This is a genomic window from Bacillus xiamenensis, assembly GCF_001857925.1.
In the GTDB taxonomy this organism is placed as follows: domain Bacteria; phylum Bacillota; class Bacilli; order Bacillales; family Bacillaceae; genus Bacillus; species Bacillus xiamenensis.
Map to the genome: position 1 here is coordinate 1,832,630 of NZ_CP017786.1, position 18,061 is coordinate 1,850,690.

The 18,061-nt window shown below is 44.2% G+C and carries 20 protein-coding genes; 17 read left to right on the plus strand and 3 right to left on the minus strand.

All coding sequences use genetic code 11. The annotated features are described in order from the left end of the window. The first annotated feature begins 7 nt into the window (after nucleotides 1-7). From BK049_RS09255 to BK049_RS09280, 6 genes are all read left to right on the plus strand, one after another. The gene (locus BK049_RS09255) at nucleotides 8-1,093 is read left to right on the plus strand and encodes a mannonate dehydratase (protein ID WP_071168363.1); all 1,086 of its coding nucleotides are present in this window, start codon (nucleotides 8-10) and stop codon (nucleotides 1,091-1,093) included. Then, nucleotides 1,068-2,501: a glycoside hydrolase family 1 protein gene (locus BK049_RS09260; protein ID WP_034738262.1), complete on the plus strand. Its 1,434-nt coding sequence runs from the start codon at nucleotides 1,068-1,070 to the stop codon at nucleotides 2,499-2,501. The genes BK049_RS09255 and BK049_RS09260 overlap by 26 nt, the downstream gene beginning before the upstream one ends. 13 nt (nucleotides 2,502-2,514) lie before the next feature. Continuing rightward, nucleotides 2,515-2,838, plus strand: coding sequence for a PTS sugar transporter subunit IIB (locus BK049_RS09265; RefSeq protein ID WP_008355521.1), 324 nt, complete (start codon nucleotides 2,515-2,517; stop codon nucleotides 2,836-2,838). A 19-nt stretch (nucleotides 2,839-2,857) separates the two neighbouring features. Then, on the plus strand, nucleotides 2,858-3,187 hold the full coding sequence (locus tag BK049_RS09270) for a PTS sugar transporter subunit IIA (protein WP_008355519.1): 330 nt from the start codon (nucleotides 2,858-2,860) through the stop codon (nucleotides 3,185-3,187). 65 nt (nucleotides 3,188-3,252) lie between these two features. After that, a complete protein-coding gene (locus tag BK049_RS09275; protein WP_008355517.1) occupies nucleotides 3,253-4,107 on the plus strand; it encodes a polysaccharide deacetylase family protein in 855 nt (284 codons plus the stop codon). A 168-nt stretch (nucleotides 4,108-4,275) separates the two neighbouring features. Continuing rightward, nucleotides 4,276-4,644, plus strand: a complete 369-nt coding sequence (locus BK049_RS09280) for a VOC family protein (protein ID WP_082194718.1) — start codon at nucleotides 4,276-4,278, stop codon at nucleotides 4,642-4,644. Between the two features lie 70 nt (nucleotides 4,645-4,714). Here BK049_RS09280 and ribD read toward each other — a convergent pair whose 3' ends face one another. The 3 genes from ribD to BK049_RS09295 are packed head-to-tail and all read right to left on the minus strand — an operon-like array spanning nucleotide 4,715 to nucleotide 7,425. After that, complete coding sequence (ribD, locus tag BK049_RS09285; RefSeq protein WP_071168364.1) at nucleotides 4,715-5,806, minus strand: bifunctional diaminohydroxyphosphoribosylaminopyrimidine deaminase/5-amino-6-(5-phosphoribosylamino)uracil reductase RibD; 1,092 nt, start codon at nucleotides 5,804-5,806, stop codon at nucleotides 4,715-4,717. Further along, nucleotides 5,793-6,554: a GTP cyclohydrolase II gene (locus BK049_RS09290; RefSeq protein WP_071168365.1), complete on the minus strand. Its 762-nt coding sequence runs from the start codon at nucleotides 6,552-6,554 to the stop codon at nucleotides 5,793-5,795. The genes ribD and BK049_RS09290 overlap by 14 nt, the downstream gene beginning before the upstream one ends. Continuing rightward, the gene (locus BK049_RS09295) at nucleotides 6,532-7,425 is read right to left on the minus strand and encodes a VOC family protein (protein ID WP_008355510.1); all 894 of its coding nucleotides are present in this window, start codon (nucleotides 7,423-7,425) and stop codon (nucleotides 6,532-6,534) included. The genes BK049_RS09290 and BK049_RS09295 overlap by 23 nt, the downstream gene beginning before the upstream one ends. 178 nt (nucleotides 7,426-7,603) lie before the next feature. Between BK049_RS09295 and BK049_RS09300 the strand changes: the two genes are divergently transcribed. The 11 genes from BK049_RS09300 to isdG all read left to right on the plus strand — a co-directional run bounded on the left by BK049_RS09300 (nucleotide 7,604) and on the right by isdG (nucleotide 17,854). Next, the gene (locus BK049_RS09300; RefSeq protein WP_008355508.1) at nucleotides 7,604-7,936 is read left to right on the plus strand and encodes a winged helix-turn-helix transcriptional regulator; all 333 of its coding nucleotides are present in this window, start codon (nucleotides 7,604-7,606) and stop codon (nucleotides 7,934-7,936) included. A 370-nt stretch (nucleotides 7,937-8,306) separates the two neighbouring features. Continuing rightward, on the plus strand, nucleotides 8,307-8,765 hold the full coding sequence (locus BK049_RS09305; protein ID WP_071168366.1) for an NEAT domain-containing protein: 459 nt from the start codon (nucleotides 8,307-8,309) through the stop codon (nucleotides 8,763-8,765). A gap of 20 nt (nucleotides 8,766-8,785) precedes the next feature. Then, nucleotides 8,786-9,442, plus strand: coding sequence for a heme uptake protein IsdC (gene isdC / locus BK049_RS09310; RefSeq protein WP_034738274.1), 657 nt, complete (start codon nucleotides 8,786-8,788; stop codon nucleotides 9,440-9,442). Between the two features lie 19 nt (nucleotides 9,443-9,461). Continuing rightward, complete coding sequence (locus BK049_RS09315; protein WP_071168367.1) at nucleotides 9,462-11,243, plus strand: NEAT domain-containing protein; 1,782 nt, start codon at nucleotides 9,462-9,464, stop codon at nucleotides 11,241-11,243. 77 nt (nucleotides 11,244-11,320) lie between these two features. After that, entirely contained in the window at nucleotides 11,321-12,208 is an 888-nt protein-coding gene (gene isdE, locus BK049_RS09320; protein ID WP_071168368.1) for a heme ABC transporter substrate-binding protein IsdE, read from the plus strand. A 33-nt stretch (nucleotides 12,209-12,241) separates the two neighbouring features. Then, nucleotides 12,242-13,228: a FecCD family ABC transporter permease gene (locus BK049_RS09325; RefSeq protein ID WP_008355498.1), complete on the plus strand. Its 987-nt coding sequence runs from the start codon at nucleotides 12,242-12,244 to the stop codon at nucleotides 13,226-13,228. Then, complete coding sequence (locus BK049_RS09330; protein ID WP_071168369.1) at nucleotides 13,215-13,985, plus strand: ABC transporter ATP-binding protein; 771 nt, start codon at nucleotides 13,215-13,217, stop codon at nucleotides 13,983-13,985. The genes BK049_RS09325 and BK049_RS09330 overlap by 14 nt, the downstream gene beginning before the upstream one ends. Before the next feature lie 26 nt (nucleotides 13,986-14,011). Continuing rightward, a complete protein-coding gene (gene srtB / locus BK049_RS09335; RefSeq protein WP_008355495.1) occupies nucleotides 14,012-14,764 on the plus strand; it encodes a class B sortase in 753 nt (250 codons plus the stop codon). 18 nt (nucleotides 14,765-14,782) lie between these two features. Then, nucleotides 14,783-15,721, plus strand: coding sequence for an ABC transporter substrate-binding protein (locus BK049_RS09340; protein ID WP_071168370.1), 939 nt, complete (start codon nucleotides 14,783-14,785; stop codon nucleotides 15,719-15,721). Continuing rightward, on the plus strand, nucleotides 15,718-16,731 hold the full coding sequence (locus tag BK049_RS09345) for a FecCD family ABC transporter permease (RefSeq protein ID WP_071168371.1): 1,014 nt from the start codon (nucleotides 15,718-15,720) through the stop codon (nucleotides 16,729-16,731). The genes BK049_RS09340 and BK049_RS09345 overlap by 4 nt, the downstream gene beginning before the upstream one ends. Before the next feature lies 1 nt (nucleotide 16,732). Further along, nucleotides 16,733-17,854, plus strand: a complete 1,122-nt coding sequence (gene isdG, locus BK049_RS19970; protein WP_071168372.1) for a heme oxygenase — start codon at nucleotides 16,733-16,735, stop codon at nucleotides 17,852-17,854. Nucleotides 17,855-18,061 lie beyond the last annotated feature (207 nt).

Sequence of the window (18,061 nt, forward strand, 5' to 3'; positions counted from 1 at the left end):
TTCATGAATGAACATGCAATTTAGGTGGTATGGGGAGGAAGATCCTGTTTCACTCTCATATATTCGTCAAATTCCAGGCATGAAAGGCATTGTCAGTGCCGTCTATGATGTGCCGGCTGGTGATCTGTGGCCAGAGGAAAGTATTGTTCAATTAAAAGCGCAAATTGAAAGTCATGATCTTACTTTTGATGTCGTAGAAAGTCTTCCAGTCCATGAAGATATCAAGCTAGGGAAACCTAGCCGGGATATCTATATTAAGCATTATCAAGAAAATATCCGCCGATTAGCCAAACATGGTGTGAAGGTCATTTGTTATAACTTTATGCCTGTCCTTGATTGGACACGAACACAGCTCGATTTTCAACTAGCTGATCAATCGACAACCCTTGTCTATTTTCAGCATCAGCTTGAACATATGGATATAGAGAAAGATCAACTTTCCTTACCGGGATGGGATACGTCTTATTCGCAGGCAGAAATGAGACAATTGATGGCTGCATACAGGGATTTGGGAGCTGAAGGGTTATTTGAGAACCTGGTTTATTTTCTGGGAAATATCCTTCCGGTTGCAGCGGAAGAGAACATCAATATGGCACTGCATCCAGATGACCCCCCCTGGGATATATTCGGCCTGCCTCGTATTGTCAGTTGTGAACGACATATAGATCGTATTCTTCAGATTGATGACCGCTCGCAGCACGGTCTCACCTTTTGTTCTGGTTCCCTCGGCTGTGATGTGAAAAACGATGTTCCTTCACTTGCAAGAAAGTATGCGAAAAAAGGGCGAATACACTTTGCTCATTTACGTAATGTCAAGTTGTATGAGAACGGTGATTTTGAAGAGTCGGCTCATCTATCGTCAGCAGGCAGTCTTGATATGGGAGCGATTGTGAAGGCGTTGTTTGAGGAAGGATTTACTGGCTATGTCCGACCAGATCATGGGCGAATGATCTTTGGTGAGACAGGCAGACCTGGCTATGGCTTATATGACCGAGCACTTGGGGCTATGTATGTACAAGGGATTTGGGAAGGACTTCAAATTCAAACGAAGAAGGGTGAGGTGGCACATGAACAAAATGAATATACCGAATGATTTTATCCTAGGTGCTGCGGCTTCTGCTTGGCAGACGGAAGGCTGGAAAGGAAAGCAGCCGCATCAGGATTCGTATATAGATCTCTGGTATAAGGAAGGGTATCACGTGTGGCACAACGGGTATGGGCCGGCAGGAGCGACGAATTTTTACGAGCGGTATCCCGAAGATGTAGCCCTCATGAAGGAGATTGGCTTAACTCATTACAGAACGTCCATCAATTGGTCAAGGTTTCTCATAGATTACGAGAATGGGATTGTGGATGAGACCTATGCTCGTTATATAGATGATTTGATTCATGAACTGATTGCTGCAGGTGTAGAGCCGATGTTTTGCCTAGAGCATTATGAACTTCCTGCTGTTTTACTTGAAAAGTACGGCGGCTGGTCATCTAAGCACGTTGTGGAGCTGTTTGTTCTCTATGCAGAGAAGGTGTTTGAGCGCTATGGAGACCGGGTCAAACATTGGTTTACCTTTAATGAACCTATTGTTGTTCAGACACGTGTTTATTTAGATGCAATCCGTTATCCCTTTGAACAGAATACGAAGAAGTGGATGCAGTGGAACTATCATAAAGCTCTGGCGACAGCAAAAGTAGTGAAGCTGTTTCGGGAAATGGGATTGAAGGAATCTGCGGGTGCAAAAATCGGGGTCATTCTTAATCCAGAAGTGACGTATGCAAGATCTACGGCTCCACATGATCAAGAGGCGGCCCGTATGTATGATTTGTTTTTTAATCGCGTGTTCTTAGATCCCTCCATCAAAGGCGAGTATCCTGAGGAACTGCTTGATGTATTGAAAAAGCATGACATTCTTTTCGATGCAGCAGAGGAAGACCTTCAGATCATCAAAGATCATACAGTAGATGTGGTAGGTCTCAATTTGTACTATCCGCATCGTGTCAAGGCGCCGAGCAAGGCTTGGAACGAAGGAACACCGTTTCATCCATCCTATTATTACGATATGTTTGAACTTCCAGGTAGAAAAATGAATCCATTTAGAGGTTGGGAAATCTATCCGGATATCGTCTATGATATGGGCATGAGAATCAAAGAAGAATACGGGAATATTGAGTGGTTTGTAGCTGAAAACGGTATGGGGGTAGAGCAGGAAGAGCGGTTTAAAAACGAAGAAGGCATCATTGATGACCAATACCGCATTTCATTTATCAGCCAGCATTTGAAAAGGGCCCTTCAAGTGAAAAAAGAAGGCTCAAACTGCAAGGGATATATGCTATGGGCTTTTACGGATAATGTCTCACCGATGAATGCATTCAAAAATCGCTACGGATTAGTTGAAATCCAGCTGGAAAATGAACGGAATCGTCAGCTGAAAGCATCAGCATATTGGTACAAAACATTAATCAAAACAAGAGAACTCAAGGTTGAACCAGATTTCATTTATCAATAGGAGTTGATGGAGTATGAAACGAATCATTCTCGCTTGCGCAGCAGGAATGTCAACATCAATCGTTGTGTCTAAAATGAAAGCAGCCGCAGAAGCAAAAGGGCTGGATTATCATATTTATGCCATACCTGAAGGGGCCATTGCGGATGAATTAGAAGAGCATGGAGACGATGTAAAAGTCATTTTGCTAGGACCGCAAGTCAGCTTTATGAGAAAGGCAGCAGAAAAAACGGCGGCACCCTATCACATCCCTGTCGATGTTGTAAATGTAAGATTATACGGAACAGCGAACGGAGACAAAATTCTAGAGCATGCATTGAAACTAGCAAATGAATCTTGAGTAATCGGAGGAGAAGCAGATGACGGTATTAGAGGAAATGCAGGGAGCAGCCTTTCAAATCATTGCCCATGCAGGTGAGGCGAGGAGCCATTATGTAGAAGCTATTCGTCTAGCAAGAGCGGATGACTTTGAAGCAGCGCAGCAGTTGATTGAAAAAGGGGAGGAAGCGTTTCGAAGCATTCATCACCTGCACTTGTCGCTTATTCAAAAAGAGGCGGCGGGTGAACAGCTTCCCTTTTCTTTACTGCTCATACATGCAGAAGATCAAATGCTCACAACAGAGACCATCCATCTGCTTGCCATTGAAATGATCGAAATGTGTAAAAAAATGAACACCCTGTCAAAATAGCTGTCAGCTATTAACCAATTTCTGTTATAATCATTCGGTAGATAGAGAGAAAGCAGGATTGGTGAATGAAAAAAACATGTATGTGGATGTCGGTTGCTTTTGTCTTGCTGCTGATTTCGGGCTGTATGGGAACGAAGCAGCAAACAGAAGGAAACCAGCAAGCAGGAAAAGAGGAAAAGGGTCAAGTACAAGCAAAAGAAACAAAACAGACACATCAAATAGAAGTGGCAGAGATAGACAAACAAAACTGGATTCAGCAAAAGGAACCAGTTGCGCTTCCGATCTTGATGTATCACAGCATCTCCAGCGGCAACTCGTTACGTGTGCCAATGAGCGAGTTTGCGGCTCATATGAAATGGCTGAAAGACAACGACTATGTCACGCTGTCGCCGGAAGATGCCTATCAGGTCCTCATGACAAATTCGACACCAAGTGAAAAGTGTGTTCTCATCACATTTGATGATGGATATACGGACAACTACATAAAGGCATTTCCGATTTTAAAACAATATGGAATGAAAGCAACTATTTTCATGATTGAGCAATCCATTGGCCGCCTGCATCACTTAACAGATGCTCAAATGGATGACATGATGGCGCACGGTATATCAATTGAGAGTCATACCATTCATCATTTAGAGCTCAATCGTTTATCACAGAAGCAGCAGGAAGAAGAATTAAAAGGATCGAAAGCCTTCTTTGATCAGCGGTTTTCTCAGCAAACGATCATGGTTAGCTATCCGGTCGGACGCTATAACGAAGACACGCTGAAGCTGGCGAAGGAAGCAGGATATGAGATGGCTGTGACCACTGAGCCAGGACATGCCAAAAAGGAACAAGGCATGATGTCCTTACACCGCCTTCGCATTTCACCGGGACTTTCACCCGAAAGCTTTGGCAGGCTGGTAGAAGGAGATTGATATCAGGTCACAGATGTTTCACATGAAACATTTTACGACAAATTTTATGGTGTTGATGGGGAATGGACAACATCATATGGCTTGAGTACATCACCCTAGGCTTTTTCTCAAACGTGATAGTAAAACATCATGTTTGAGAAATGAAAGGAACAGGAAAGGAGAACGATGGTGTCAAATTTCTTTGGGATCGATCATGTCCAATTAGCTGCCCCAAAGGGGAGTGAAGAGAAAGCACGTTTGTTTTTTGGAGACATGTTAGGAATGAGTGAAATACCTAAGCCTATTCATCTAGCTAAACGTGGTGGAGTTTGGTTTCAGTGCGGCAATCAGCAGCTTCATATTGGTATTGAAGAGCCATTTCATGCTGCGAAAAAAGCTCATCCAGCTTTTCAAGTAAAGAGTCTATCAAATTTAAAAGAGACATTAATGAAACATCACATTCTGATAAAAGAAGATCAGCCCTTAGACGGAGCAATCCGTTTCTATGTAGATGATCCATTTGGAAATCGAATTGAGTTTTTAGAGAGAATGGTGTAGAAAACATTTTTTAGGGTGCATCTCAAAAAGAAATCATAAGGCTGTCGAAATTTTCTCGACAGCCTTATGATTATTGATAAACGGGATAGCCCGTTATTTTGATATCTTTCCCCATTTGTTCAATAGAGAGGTGATCCAGTTCAATGGCATCACTCATGAGGCGTATGCCTTCGCCTCCGAAAAAGGAAGGAGAGAGTCGTCCGCCAATGAGTTTAGGTGCCATGTAGATGACCAATTTATCTACAAGCTGCTGCTCTAAAAATGAAGCGTTGACTTGACCGCCTCCCTCGATCATAAGGGAAGAGACCTGTCTTTCTCCAAGCACTTGAAGCACCTCTTGCAAAGGGACTCGCGTGTCTCCATCTGTCATAATGACGTTGACCCCTGCTGCTTCTAAAGCGGCTCGTTTTTCCTTATCGGCTTGCTTTGTTGTAAATATCCACGTAGGTGCCATCTGATCGGTGACGACCTTTGCCGTCAGCGGTGTAGACAGTTTAGAGTCTAAGACAATTCGAATTGGATGATGCCCATTTGGAATCCGCGCAGTTAATGAAGGGTCATCATGTATGACGGTTTGCGCACCGACTAAGATCGCATCGTTGATACTGCGAATGTGATGCGCATCATAACGGGATGTCTCTGATGTAATCCACTTGCTGTCAGACGTAGCAGATGCAATTTTTCCGTCTAACGTGATGCCCGCTTTGAGCGTTACGAAAGGCGTTTTTTTCGTAATAAAGTGGTTAAACACTTCATTCATGAGAATGGATTCCTGTTCAAGTACGCCCGTGATTACTTGGATACCTGCATCTTGTAAAATGGCAATTCCGCGGCCGGCCACAAGCGGATTCGGATCAAGTGCTGCGACAACCACCTTTTCTACGCCAGCTTTCACAAGTGCTTCAGCGCATGGGCCTGTGCGGCCATGGTGGGAACAAGGCTCTAGGGTCACATAGATCGTGGCGCCTTTTGCCTTTTCTCCAGCCATGTTGAGTGCATGAATTTCAGCATGTGGTTCACCGGCCTTCATGTGGGCACCAACACCAACAATTTCATTCTCTCGCACAATGACAGCCCCGACGAGCGGGTTTGGAGAAGTCTGACCTTTCATTGCCCGTGCATTTTCAAGGGCTAGCTTCATATATCGCTCATGATGTGGCAATCGTACGCACCTCTTGATCCGCCTTCATATGGCCTGAGCGGTTAATTTTTGTCTGTAAGTATTTTTCATTGAACTCAGAGACATCACCCCAAAGCGGAATTCGTCCAGAAAGAGAAAGGCCTGCATGGCTGATGGCATCTGTCTTTTTCGGATTATTGGTAATGAGTCTGACTGGCTTTGTACGCAATGTTTGAAGAACAGCAATCGCTTCTTCATATTGACGTGTGTCATCTTCAAAGCCCAGTGCTTCGTTTGCTTCTACTGTATCGTAGCCGTTCTCTTGAAGAATGTAGGCCATGGCTTTACTGAAAAGACCGATCCCGCGTCCTTCATGGTTGGCTAAATAAAACAGGGCGCCTGCTCCATTGTCCTCAATCATCCGCATGGACTGTTTCAATTGAAACCCGCAATCGCAGCGTTTGCTTCCGAAAATATCGCCAGTATGGCAAATGGAATGCATGCGGATAAGTGCTTCATCGGCCTGCTCGAAGTCTCCGTAAACAAGGACGCTTGATTGCTGGTGATCTGCAAGCTCACGGGAGGAAAGGCTTTCGATTAAATTTTCATCTGATAAGGGTTCTTTTCCATCGTCCTTTAACCATGAATACCAGTTGAACATCACTGTTCTACCGTCTAAATTCACTGGCAGTTTAATGGGTCCAGTGATATATATATACCCGTCTTCTTGCTGTACTCGTTTGATTTTATCTTTTAAAATGGCTGTTTTATGCTCTGTGTGTTTGTCCATATTCTGCACCTTCTTTTTTGTCAGTTTCTTCAATCTGTAAACGAACGAGAACGCCAAATGGATCAATAAATTCGTTGCTTTTTGCCGTCGTTTTAATGGAAACGCCAGCTTTAGTCAGACGTTCGACGACAGATGTTCGATCTTCTTCTTTTGGAAAAACCAGAGTATAGCTTCTAATTCCTGAAAAGCGTGGATCAATGGCTCCTTTTCTCCCGCGTCCCCATGCATTAAAGGCAAGGTGATGATGGTACACGCCAGCAGCGATAAATAAACTTGCTGGGGGAGCCATGCGGATATGAAAACCGAGCGTATTGACATAAAAGGAATCAGCTTCTTCTGGGTTGAGATGGAAATGCAAATGTCCCATGACTGTTCCAGCCGGGAGTCCTTCCCATGTGGAATCCGCGGCTTCTTGCAGGAGACCATCTCCATCAAGCGGAGCATTCCCGCCACCTTTTAGCTCTCCATGCTCACCGACCCAAATGTCTTCGGGGCGATCAGCATAAATCTCGACGCCAATGCCGTCTGGATCACTTAAATATACGGCTTCGCTGAAAAAGTGATCGCTTGCTCCAATTAAAGGATAGCCTTTTTTGATCACATGCGCCAGCCATGTGCCCAGGTTTTTTCTGGCAGGTAATAAAACGGCAAAATGATAAAGACCCGGCTCATGATCAGGCTTCTCCTTCAGCTGTGGATCTTCTTTCAGTAAAAGGATCGGTTCCTTTGCATTGCTGCCAAGAGTGGCGGTCGATTCTGTCTTTTCTAATAGAGTAAAGCCTAAAATGTCTGTATAAAAAGGTAAAGAACGCTCAAAGCTGGATACGTGCAATTCCGTTACACCCAATCTTAGCTGCTCGATTTTATTCAAAGCTCGGTCATCTCCTTCATGATATATGCATCAGCATGTTCAAATGTTTTAGATAATCTATAAAAATGAATACCTTGTTACTTTTAGTAACTAAACTATATAATAGTTAGTGACTTATTTCAAGTAATTAATTGTGTTATAATGAAAAAAAGTAGAGAAAAGCAGGAGGGAGTAAGGTATGGCTCAAGTAGATGGCTGCCCAATTACAGATGCCATGGAGATTCTAGGGAAGAAGTGGGTCATTCTCATCATCAATCAGCTTTTGACAGGGCCGAAACGTTTTTGTCAGCTTGAAAATGAAATGAACATCAGCGGAAGATTATTATCGGAAAGGCTGAAAGATTTAGAAGCTGAAGGACTCGTTGAGAAAAAAGTATATCCCGACATCCCAGTGCGAATCGAATATGAGTTAACAGAACAAGGAAAGAAAATTGAACCGATTATTCGGGAAATGTATGCTTGGTCTTTAGAGCGAAATTACAGCAAAGAAGGGGAACATGTCCCTTCCTAATTGATTTCGATCAGTCTGTCTGATCGAAATTTTTTTGTGATTTTCCAGAAATCTAAGACAATAGTATGAAAAAGGATATTGACAATAAATTCATCCATCATATAATATCAAGGAGAAGAGGGTTCTTTTCCCTGTAATGGAATGGAGGTTATGCCATGGTATCATGAATGGGACAGATTGCCTAAAACAAGTATCAATTCATCATCTAGAAACAAACATCTTTGACTTTTTAGAAGCAAAGATTTATTTTTTTACCTCAATTGATAATGATTATCATAATCATTTACGAGTGGATTTTACACACGGATAAAGGTTATTTTTTTTATTGTCTATTGAGAATAATTATCAATATCATTTAGGAGGGTTCATGATGAAAGGACTTCGTTCAACATCACATATCTTATTATTCTTTAGCTTTGTTCTATTGTTTGCTCTAGCTCCGGTTAGCTCTGCTTCAGCAGCAGGCTTAGCAGATGGTCAATATTCAGCACAATATGTGGTATGGAAAGCAGATAGTGATTCGACTTCAACAGCAAATTCGTATTTTGAAAAACCAGCCAAGCTTGTCGTGAAAGATGGGAAAATCAAAGCACAAGTCACGTTAACGAACAGCTCTTGGATTACAAGTTTTAAAACACTTGATCAAGGTGTATACAAAGATGCAACGGTGATCAGTACAAACACAGTTGCTAATAAGAGAACGGTAGAATTCAATGTAACCAGCCTGACAGACGTTGTACCAGCAAAAGTGAGTGTGACTGTACCGGTCATTGGATACACAGGCAATTACGACATTCGCATCAAGTTTGATGCAGCAACTGTTCAATAAAAAGGGAGGAAATTCGTTTGATGAAAAAATGGATAAGAATGCCTGCCCTGATGGCTGCATGTTTACTGGCACTTATACTGCCCTTTTCAAACGCACAGGCTGCCTCGTTAAATGATGGTACATACTCCGTCAATTATACTGTGCTGAAGGCCGAAGGAAATGCGGTCTCTATGGCAAATGATTATTGGCTGAAGCCAGCAAAAGTGATCGTGAAAAATGGGAAACTGACTGTGCAAATGACCATTAAAAATAGCAGCTGGGTAACGGAATTTAAAGTGCCGGGAAATGGCGGCTATGTCGACACGACGGTTCTATCAACGAATAAAAAAGCCAACACAAGGCTCGTTCAATTCCAAGCGCAGAGCTTGTCTAAACCAATCAAGTCAAAAATTCATGTCACAGTGAAATCTGCTGATTACGATCACGACTATACCATCCAGCTGAAATTCGATGAAAGCAGCATCAAGTCACTTTCGTCGAACAGCTCGAACGAAACAGCAGGTGCAAAAAACAAGCATGCATCATCACAAGAAACAACAAAAAAATCTGATGCATCCACTGATACGAAACAAGAAGAAAATCCTCAAACTGGTGATACAAGCCAGATAGGATGGCTCCTTGTGCTCGTCCTATGCTCAGGCGGGTTTTTAGCGAGAAAGTGGATCATCAAGCATTGACGGAAGGAAGTGTCACCTTTTGAAACGTCTTTTTCATCTAAACGCAGCCATTCTGCTCGTCTTATTCAGTTTGTTGACTGCGTTTCAGCTGCCTCAAGGAACGGCTCAAGCGGCATCGCTGGCTGATGGTGAATATACAGCCGGATTCACTATTTTAAAAAATGGCAGCAGTGAAGCGTCCATGATGGATACCTATACAGAAAAGCCAGCTAAGTTGATTGTGGAAAACGGCAAAACGACAGCCTATGTCACACTAAAACAAAGCAAAGAAATCACAGATTTTAAGGTCGAACAAAATGGCACTCTCGTCACTACTGAAACGGTGAGTGAGGATGAAACAGCCAATACACGTGTGATCAAGTTTGATGTAGCCGATTTATCAGCGAAATTAAATGGCTGGGTCAAAATTTACTGGGATTTAGGCGGTTTTATTTATGACGAAGCGTATGACGTACAGCTTGTTTTCGATCCAAGCAGTCTCACACTTGTCACGCCTGCGAAACCAGACGACAGCGGCACCACGCCAGATGATCAAAACGGCACAACACCAGATGATAGCGAAACAACACCGGACGACAGCGGCACAACACCAGATGATAGCGAAACAACGCCGGATGATCAAAACGGTACAACGCCTGACGATCAATCGACAACACCTGATGATTCTGCACAAAATCAATTAAAAGATGGTGTGTATCGTATCAATTATAGTGTGCTCAAAGGAGATGAGGATGAGGCATCTCGGATGAACCAATACTTCTCACACCCTGCATCTTTAACCGTCAAAAATGGAAAACAAACCATTTCCTTTACGGTGAAGGACCATACGTCTGTTGCTTCTTTGAAAACAGAGAAGAACGGTTCATATCAAGAAGTGAAGACTGTCAGCACAGATCAAGCGAAGAACACAAGAGTGGTCTCATTTGATGTAGCTGATCTGACAAAAGCGGTGAAAGGAAAAGTACACATTGTGGTAGCCGCCGCTCACTATGACCAAACGTACGATATTCGTTTTCAATTTGATTCAAATAGTATCGCTCCACTGAAGGACGGTGAGGTAGAAGAGGAGACACCAGCTTCTTCTGAAACACCAACACCAAATACACCAGCCGCAGAAACCACTAACGGCGGAGCCAATCAAGAGACTGCGCAGCTAAAAGATGGTGTATACAAGCTTCCTTTTTCAATAAAGAAAGCGGACAAGGATGAGCTGTCTCGAATGAACGATTACGTCGTGAGCCCTGCGACATTGGTGGTGAAAAATGACCGCTATTTCGTTTCATATACAGTGAAGAACAGCTCAGCCATCACGTCCTTCCAAATAGGGACTGGCGGGAAATATGCAGAGACACTTGTGGCAAAGACAGACCAAAAAGCAGATACACGAGTGATTCAATATGAAACAAAAAGTTTAAGCAGTGATCAGATGGCACGTGTGAAGATCGATATTCCAGCTGCGAATTACCATGAGCAATATGATGTCAAGCTTGTCTATGACACAAAAGGAATCGCACTTGGTGAAGGAAGCGGGATTGCGACGGTGATTGGAGACGATGAGGGTATCGGCTTTGTTAAAAATCCAAATGATCACGATTCTCAAACAAACCAGCTTGTGAATTTGGCACCAGAGGAAACGGGTGCAGAGCAAATGACATTTACCCCATCAGATGACCAAACCAAGTCTGAGACTGGACAGCTGAACCCGAAAACAGGAGATACCTCTCTTCTCTGGGTGTATCTTCTTTTATTCGGCGGCTCGTTATTCGTGCTCGTGAGAAAGTATCAAACTCGTACAAGATAAAATGATCTATTTTCAGTGAGATGCGCCATTCATCTTGGCGCATCCACGCTCTTTTTTCGAAAGGAGGCTTTTGTTTTTTGAAGCATCGAATGCTATGGACCTTGATCGCTGCTCTCAGCATGTGCATGATCTTGTCAGGCTGTTCACAGTCAGCTGAAAGCTCAGCAAAAGGCAAAAAAAGTGCAGAATCAAGTGCACGCATTGTGGCAACGACTGTAGCTGCTGCAGAGATCATGGATGCCCTAGAGGTGGATCTTGCCGGGGTTCCAACAAGTCAAAAATCCTTGCCAGCTCGTTACAAAGGACTGCCAGAAGTCGGCAACCCAATGAGCCCGGACATGGAAATCATCCAATCACTTCAACCGACAGATGTCTTGTCTGTCACGACCCTTCAATACGATTTAGAGACACCTTTTCAACAAGCAGGTGTCCCTGCCACATACTTAAATCTTGAAAGTCTGGACAACATGGAGAAAGCCATCACAAAGCTTGGAGAAAAGTATGACAGACAGAAACAAGCCAAACGCATTGTGTCTGACTTTGAGCAAAAAAAGAAAGACATACAGGAGAGGACGAAGGGAAAGAGTAAACCGTCCGTTCTCATTTTGCTTGGTGTACCAGGCAGTTATTTAGTGGCAACAGAGAATTCATATATCGGTGATCTTGTGCGTATCGCAGGAGGAGAGAACATCGTCAAAGGTGAGAAGATGGAGTATTTGGCATCCAATACAGAGTATTTACAAAAAGCCAATCCAGATATCATTCTCCGGGCCGCCCATGGGATGCCAGATGAAGTCGTCCGTATGTTTGATCAAGAATTCAAAACAAATGATATATGGAAGCATTTTAACGCAGTCCAGCAAGGTCGAGTGTACGACCTAGAAGAAAGCTTATTCGGGACAACAGGGAATTTAAAAGCAGCAGAGGCATTAGAGGAATTGACCCGTATGTTGTATCCGTCATAAGCGGCGAATCTTAATGACAAAAGGACGTTCAAGATGAAAAAAACAGGGTTTTTGTTTCTGATAGTCAGTTTCTTATTGGTCGGCGTATTTATTTATTCCGCCATTACTGGGAGCATTCATGTCACTCCGATTGAATTATTGGAAGGGCTCATCACCGGTCAACATGCACAGGTAGAAATCATTAAAGATTTGAGAATCCCCCGCATGCTCATTGCAATGTTTACAGGGGCGGCTTTATCTGTCTCCGGTGTCCTGCTGCAGTCGGTTATGAGAAATCCGTTAGCGGATGCCGGCGTCATTGGCATTTCATCAGGAGCCAGCTTCTTTTCTTTAATGGCGATTACAGCGCTTCCTCAATTTTATTTCTACTCTCCTTTATTTTCGGTTTTAGGCGGGGCCATTGCATGTTTCCTCGTATACGTCCTGTCTTGGAAGGGCGGTTTAAGCCCGATCCGTATGATTTTGGTTGGGATCGCCATCAATGCCATGTTTACTGGGATGGCAGAGGCATTTGTCACCATTTGCAGCTATTTTAATATCACCATTAATCAGTCAGGACAGTCGAATCTCACGATGAAAACATGGGGAGATGTCCGTTTAATCGGCGTCTATGGTGTCGCCGGTCTTGTCGCTTCACTTTTCTTTAGCAGATGGTGTAACCTGCTCGCCCTTCAGGATAAGACAGCGAAAAATTTAGGATTGCGTGTGACCAGAATGCGCCTTTTGATTTCAGTGACGGCGGTGTTACTAGCAGCGGTGACAGCTGCAGTAGCGGGCGTGATTGCCTTTGTCGGGCTGCTCATTCCGCACATTTCAAGAAGGCTTGTCGGCTCGGATCATCGGGTGCTGATTCCATTTTCTGCATTAAGCGGGGCATTGCTCATTTTGACGGCTGATACGCTCGGCAGAACGCTTGTAGCGCCAAATGAAATCCCTGCTTCTACGATCATGGCTGTGATTGGCGGGCCGTTTCTGATCTTTTTATTAAGAAAGGGGGATCGTCTTCATGGACATTCGTGAGGTGTCATTCTCCTATGACCAGCAGAGAAACATCGTTCAATCGGTTACAACACGGATTGAAAAGGGGAAAATCACAACCATTATTGGTCCAAATGGCTCGGGAAAGTCCACGCTTCTTTCCTTGATGGCACATAATCATTGCCCAAATAAAGGGCAGATTTACTTAGACGGTCAAGAGCTGAATGCGTTCAAGCCAAAGGAGCTGGCGAGAAAGCTGGCTGTTGTTCATCAGCAAAATGAAGCGCCGCTTGATTTAACCATCGAACGGGTTGTGGCCTTCGGGAGAACGCCTTATCAGACGATGCGCGGCGGTGACAAGGAAAAGGATGAGAAAGCCATTGAGTGGGCGCTGGCCTGTACAAAGCTGACGGAAAAGCGAAAGGTGCCGCTCGCCTCATTGTCAGGCGGAGAGCGGCAGCGTGTATGGATTGCGATGGCTCTGGCGCAAAAAACACCGATCCTATTCTTAGATGAACCGACGACCTATTTGGATATTTACTATCAATTTGACATTCTTGAACTCATTCGAGAGCTCAATGTCGTGCATGGATTAACGATTGTCATGGTGCTGCATGACATGAATCAGGCTGTTCGCTACAGCGACGTCATCATTGCGATGAAGGATGGACAGATCATCAGAGAAGGAAAGCCAAACGATGTGTTAACAGAAGAGATGGTGCGTCACATTTATCACGTGTCCGTCACGATTAGACAGGACGCAGAAACAGGGATGTACATCGTACCTGTTGGGATATAAGTTGTGCAAAAAGCAGGTGAAACAGTATGAAACGAGGAAAGCGGCTCGGTCAGCGGATGCTGACGATCGTCTGTTTAGGTGTATTCATTTATAGCGGTACAGCCATCGGTTTCGAGATCTTCGGTTATTACCAAAATCGTCAGGTACTTGCAAAGGCTCAGACGCTGTACACACAAGAGAATGAAATGAATAAACAGCGGAAACCAGGAGAAATCCGTCAGTCATTTGATGACCTGCGAAAGGTGAATCAAGACATTGTCGGCTGGATCAATATGAAGGACACGATGATTCAGTATCCAATTGTACAATCTCGCGATAATGCATTCTACTTAACTCGCAATTATGTAAAGGACAACACCCGGGCAGGCAGTATCTTTATGGATTATCGGAATGACGTCTTGCATGAAAGCCCAAATACAGTGGTGTATGGCCACCGGATGCGGGATGGATCCATGTTCGCTGGACTCACAAACTATTTAAAAAAAGATTTTTTCCAAGAGCACCGGACATTTCAGTACGATACGCTGTATCAAAGCTATGAAGCAGAGATTTTTGCTGTGTATGAAACAACGGTCGACTTCGATTATATTCAGACTGATTTTCAGGATCTTGGCGAATATGCGCACTACTTAAAAGCGGTGCGTAAGAAGTCTATTTACAAAACAAAGACAGACGTGTCCACGGATGACTTGATCCTCACCCTATCAACCTGTGATCATGTACTGGCACCTAAAAACAGACGTCTCGTGGTACAAGCGAAGCTAAAGAAAGTTTACTAGAAAAGGAGAGACAGACGGTTGAAATGTTTACATGTGATCTTGGCAGGACTCGTCCTGATGCTTCTCCTTGGCGGGTGCAGTCAGGCAGCACCCGCCGAAAAAGGGAGCGGGCAAGGAGCACTGAAGATAAAGGATTTTTCCGGAAGGACGTTGTCGTTTCATGAGTCACCTCAACGTATTGTCTCATTGTCGACTGGCGATATGAGCATCATTTATGCCTTAGGTGGTGAGGTCGTCGGCCGGCCTACTGCCGAATTGCCAGAGAGTCTACAAAAGGCAAAATCCGTACAAACGATCGGCACAACACATCAATTTGATGTAGAGCTGATCACTAGTTTAACGCCCGATGTGGTGCTTGGGAATGAATCATTAAATAAAAAGGACATCTCGACTATAGAAGGAATTGGTTCACAGCTTCTTTTGACAAGTGCCAATTCGGTGAAGGATATCCAGCGTCAGATTACGTTATTCGGAGATTTGCTCGGGAAGCAGCAAAAGGCCCAAGCACTCAATGATCAAATCAATCAGCGGATAAAGCAAGTGAAGCAGCCACAGAAAAAAGTAAAAACACTCGTTGTATACGGTGCACCCGGCACATATATGGCGGCACTACCACAATCTTTAAGCGGTGATCTGCTGCATATCGCTGGTGGTGTGAACATTGCCGAGAATGAACCGGCGCTCGAAAAATTCCCGCAATACGCACAAATCAATGCAGAAAAGGTGATCGAAGCTGACCCGGATCTCATTTTGCTCATGACACATAGCAACCCCGAAGACGTCAAAGCAGGCTTTATGAGTGAGATGAAGCAGAATGCGGCGTGGCATGATGTGACAGCTGTCAAAAATGGACACGTTGAGATTCTGCCAAACGATCTATTTGGGACGAATCCAGGCGCAGAAGTGATCAGAGCGATTGATGAATTAGAGAAGAAATTGAAGCGATTATCATCATGAAAATGAATCCAGAGCTAGATTTTCAAAAAAGGCAGTCTAGACGCAAGTGGCTGTTACCGGGACTGTTTCTCTCTTTATGTGTAGGTGCATGTCTAGGGCTTGCATTAGGTTCTGTGCAATTGTCGATGACGGATGTAATCGCTGTTTTGATGGGATCAGGCCAGCCTGTTCATGAAAAAATCGTGATGGATTTACGTCTGCCACGTGTCCTCATTGGTTTCATCGTCGGTGCTTGTCTTGCGGCATCAGGGGCCATTTTACAAGGAGTCGTTCGAAATCCTCTGGCTGACCCTGGCATCATTGGTGTGACTGCTGGCGGCGGGTTAGCTGCTGTACTCAGCATGATTGTTTTGCCGCAATTCACGTATTTGCTTCCAGCCGCTGCCTTTCTTGGCGCTTTATTAGCCGCACTTGTTGTGTATATGCTGTCATTTGACCAAGGGGTTTCACCGCTTAAATTGATATTGGCGGGCGTCGCAGTCAATGCCCTGCTTGGTGCAGTGATGAACGGGTTTATGGTGCTCTATAGTGAGCGTGTGCAGGCCGTTCTGCCCTTTTTATCAGGAGGATTAAACGGTCGGAGCTGGCATCATCTTAGCTTTGTGTCGCCATATGCGCTCGCTGGATTGTGTCTTTGCTTTTTTGCGATCAAGCCGTCAAATCTTCTCTTGCTTGGTGATGAGTCGGCTCAGCTCTTGGGCCTTAAAGTAGAGCGGACCCGCTTTTTCTTAATTGCGCTGGCGGCACTTTTAGCTGGAGCGGCTGTAAGCGTGAGCGGTTTAATTGGGTTTGTCGGGCTGGTCGTTCCTCATTTTATCCGCCTTTTGATTGGAGATGACTACCGGTATTTGCTGCCGATGTCGATGCTGGGCGGAGGCGTACTTGTGGTCTTTGCCGATACAGCGGCACGGGTCTGGTTTACACCGGTTGAATTGCCTGTAGGTATATTACTAGCCTGCATCGGTGCACCTTTCTTCCTCTATTTATTAAAAAAGAAAGGGAGGGGTTAAGTTGGATGTCATTGCAATGGATGATGTGAGTCTCCGTCAAGGGGGCTTTCGGCTGTCTTCCATTTCAGCAGCTGTTCCAAAGGGAAGCGTGACTGGAATCATTGGACCAAATGGGTCAGGGAAGTCGACTTTTATCAAAGCGGCCGCACGTCTCACGTCAATTGAAAGCGGCATGATTTACATTCATGACATACCGCAAAAGGAGATGACGGCGCAGGAGATTGCAAAGGAGATCGCCGTTCTCATGCAGACAAGAACAGCCATCCCATCTATGACAGTACGTGAGCTGGTCACACTTGGACGCAGTCCGCATCGTTCAATTTGGAAAAAGAGCTCGAAGTCAGATCATGAAGCGGTTGAGTGGGCGCTTGAGGTGACGAATAGCCGCAGCAATGAAAACAGGATGCTGCATACATTGTCAGGCGGAGAAAGGCAAAAGGCGTACATTGCGATGGCGCTCGCTCAGAAGACCGATACCATCATTCTGGATGAGCCCACAACGTATTTAGATATTGCCCATCAGCTTGAATTACTGGAGCTGCTCAAACAGCTGAATCAGAAGCATGGGATCACCATTTTAATGGTTCTTCATGACCTGCAGCAGGCAGCAAAATATTGTGACCGCCTCATTGCCATGAAGCGTGGTCAGGTTCATCAAATAGGCTCACCAAAAGAAGTGTTAACAGAAGACTTTTTCAAGGATGTTTTTGGGATTCAGGCAGAGGTTCACTTGGACGGTGAGCATCCGCTTATTATTCCAATTGCTTCGATCAAACAACAAAAGGGAGATGAAAATAACATGATCATTGTAAACAACCAAGTAAGAGTAGAAAAGGGCAGTGCAGACCACCTCGTCAAGCGGTTTAACAAGCAGGGACAAGTAGAATTCATGGAAGGGTTTTTAGGCATGGAAGTGTGGGTCACACAGCAGACAACTGATTACGATGAAGTGACCATTCATACCCGCTGGAATCGAAAAGAAGACTTTGTGAACTGGACAAAATCCCAAGCGTTTGGTGATGCTCACGCTCATGGAAAAGCAAGACCTGAAGGGCTATTAAAAAACAAGATTACGTACTATGAAGTGCAAGTGACAAGACCAGCTTTACAGAAAAAAGCCTAAATAAATAGCGCTGCGGATGATATGCAGCGCTATTTATTTGCGCTTTTTTCTTTCTGTCACATATTTTTGACAAAGTATTCAAATAACTGACACAATACCATCCAATTTTTAGGTAAAATTTACTTTATTTTTGAAGCGCATGGGTGTAAAGTACAGGTATAAATAACTAACCGAATGAAAAACAAGAGTAAAAATTCACCGGATGAA

What these genes read in the sequence shown, in the direction of transcription:
- BK049_RS09265 (WP_008355521.1), top strand. Translation starts at nt 2,515, where the DNA reads ATGAAACGAATCATTCTCGCTTGCGCAGCAGGAATGTCAACATCAATC.
- BK049_RS09255 (WP_071168363.1), top strand. Translation starts at nt 8, where the DNA reads ATGAACATGCAATTTAGGTGGTATGGGGAGGAAGATCCTGTTTCACTC.
- BK049_RS09345 (WP_071168371.1), top strand. Translation starts at nt 15,718, where the DNA reads ATGAAAATGAATCCAGAGCTAGATTTTCAAAAAAGGCAGTCTAGACGC.
- BK049_RS09270 (WP_008355519.1), top strand. Translation starts at nt 2,858, where the DNA reads ATGACGGTATTAGAGGAAATGCAGGGAGCAGCCTTTCAAATCATTGCC.
- BK049_RS09260 (WP_034738262.1), top strand. Translation starts at nt 1,068, where the DNA reads ATGAACAAAATGAATATACCGAATGATTTTATCCTAGGTGCTGCGGCT.
- BK049_RS09300 (WP_008355508.1), top strand. Translation starts at nt 7,604, where the DNA reads ATGGCTCAAGTAGATGGCTGCCCAATTACAGATGCCATGGAGATTCTA.
- BK049_RS09290 (WP_071168365.1), bottom strand. Translation starts at nt 6,554, where the DNA reads ATGGACAAACACACAGAGCATAAAACAGCCATTTTAAAAGATAAAATC.
- BK049_RS09305 (WP_071168366.1), top strand. Translation starts at nt 8,307, where the DNA reads ATGAAAGGACTTCGTTCAACATCACATATCTTATTATTCTTTAGCTTT.
- BK049_RS09275 (WP_008355517.1), top strand. Translation starts at nt 3,253, where the DNA reads ATGAAAAAAACATGTATGTGGATGTCGGTTGCTTTTGTCTTGCTGCTG.
- BK049_RS09330 (WP_071168369.1), top strand. Translation starts at nt 13,215, where the DNA reads ATGGACATTCGTGAGGTGTCATTCTCCTATGACCAGCAGAGAAACATC.
- BK049_RS09325 (WP_008355498.1), top strand. Translation starts at nt 12,242, where the DNA reads ATGAAAAAAACAGGGTTTTTGTTTCTGATAGTCAGTTTCTTATTGGTC.
- srtB (WP_008355495.1), top strand. Translation starts at nt 14,012, where the DNA reads ATGAAACGAGGAAAGCGGCTCGGTCAGCGGATGCTGACGATCGTCTGT.
- isdC (WP_034738274.1), top strand. Translation starts at nt 8,786, where the DNA reads ATGAAAAAATGGATAAGAATGCCTGCCCTGATGGCTGCATGTTTACTG.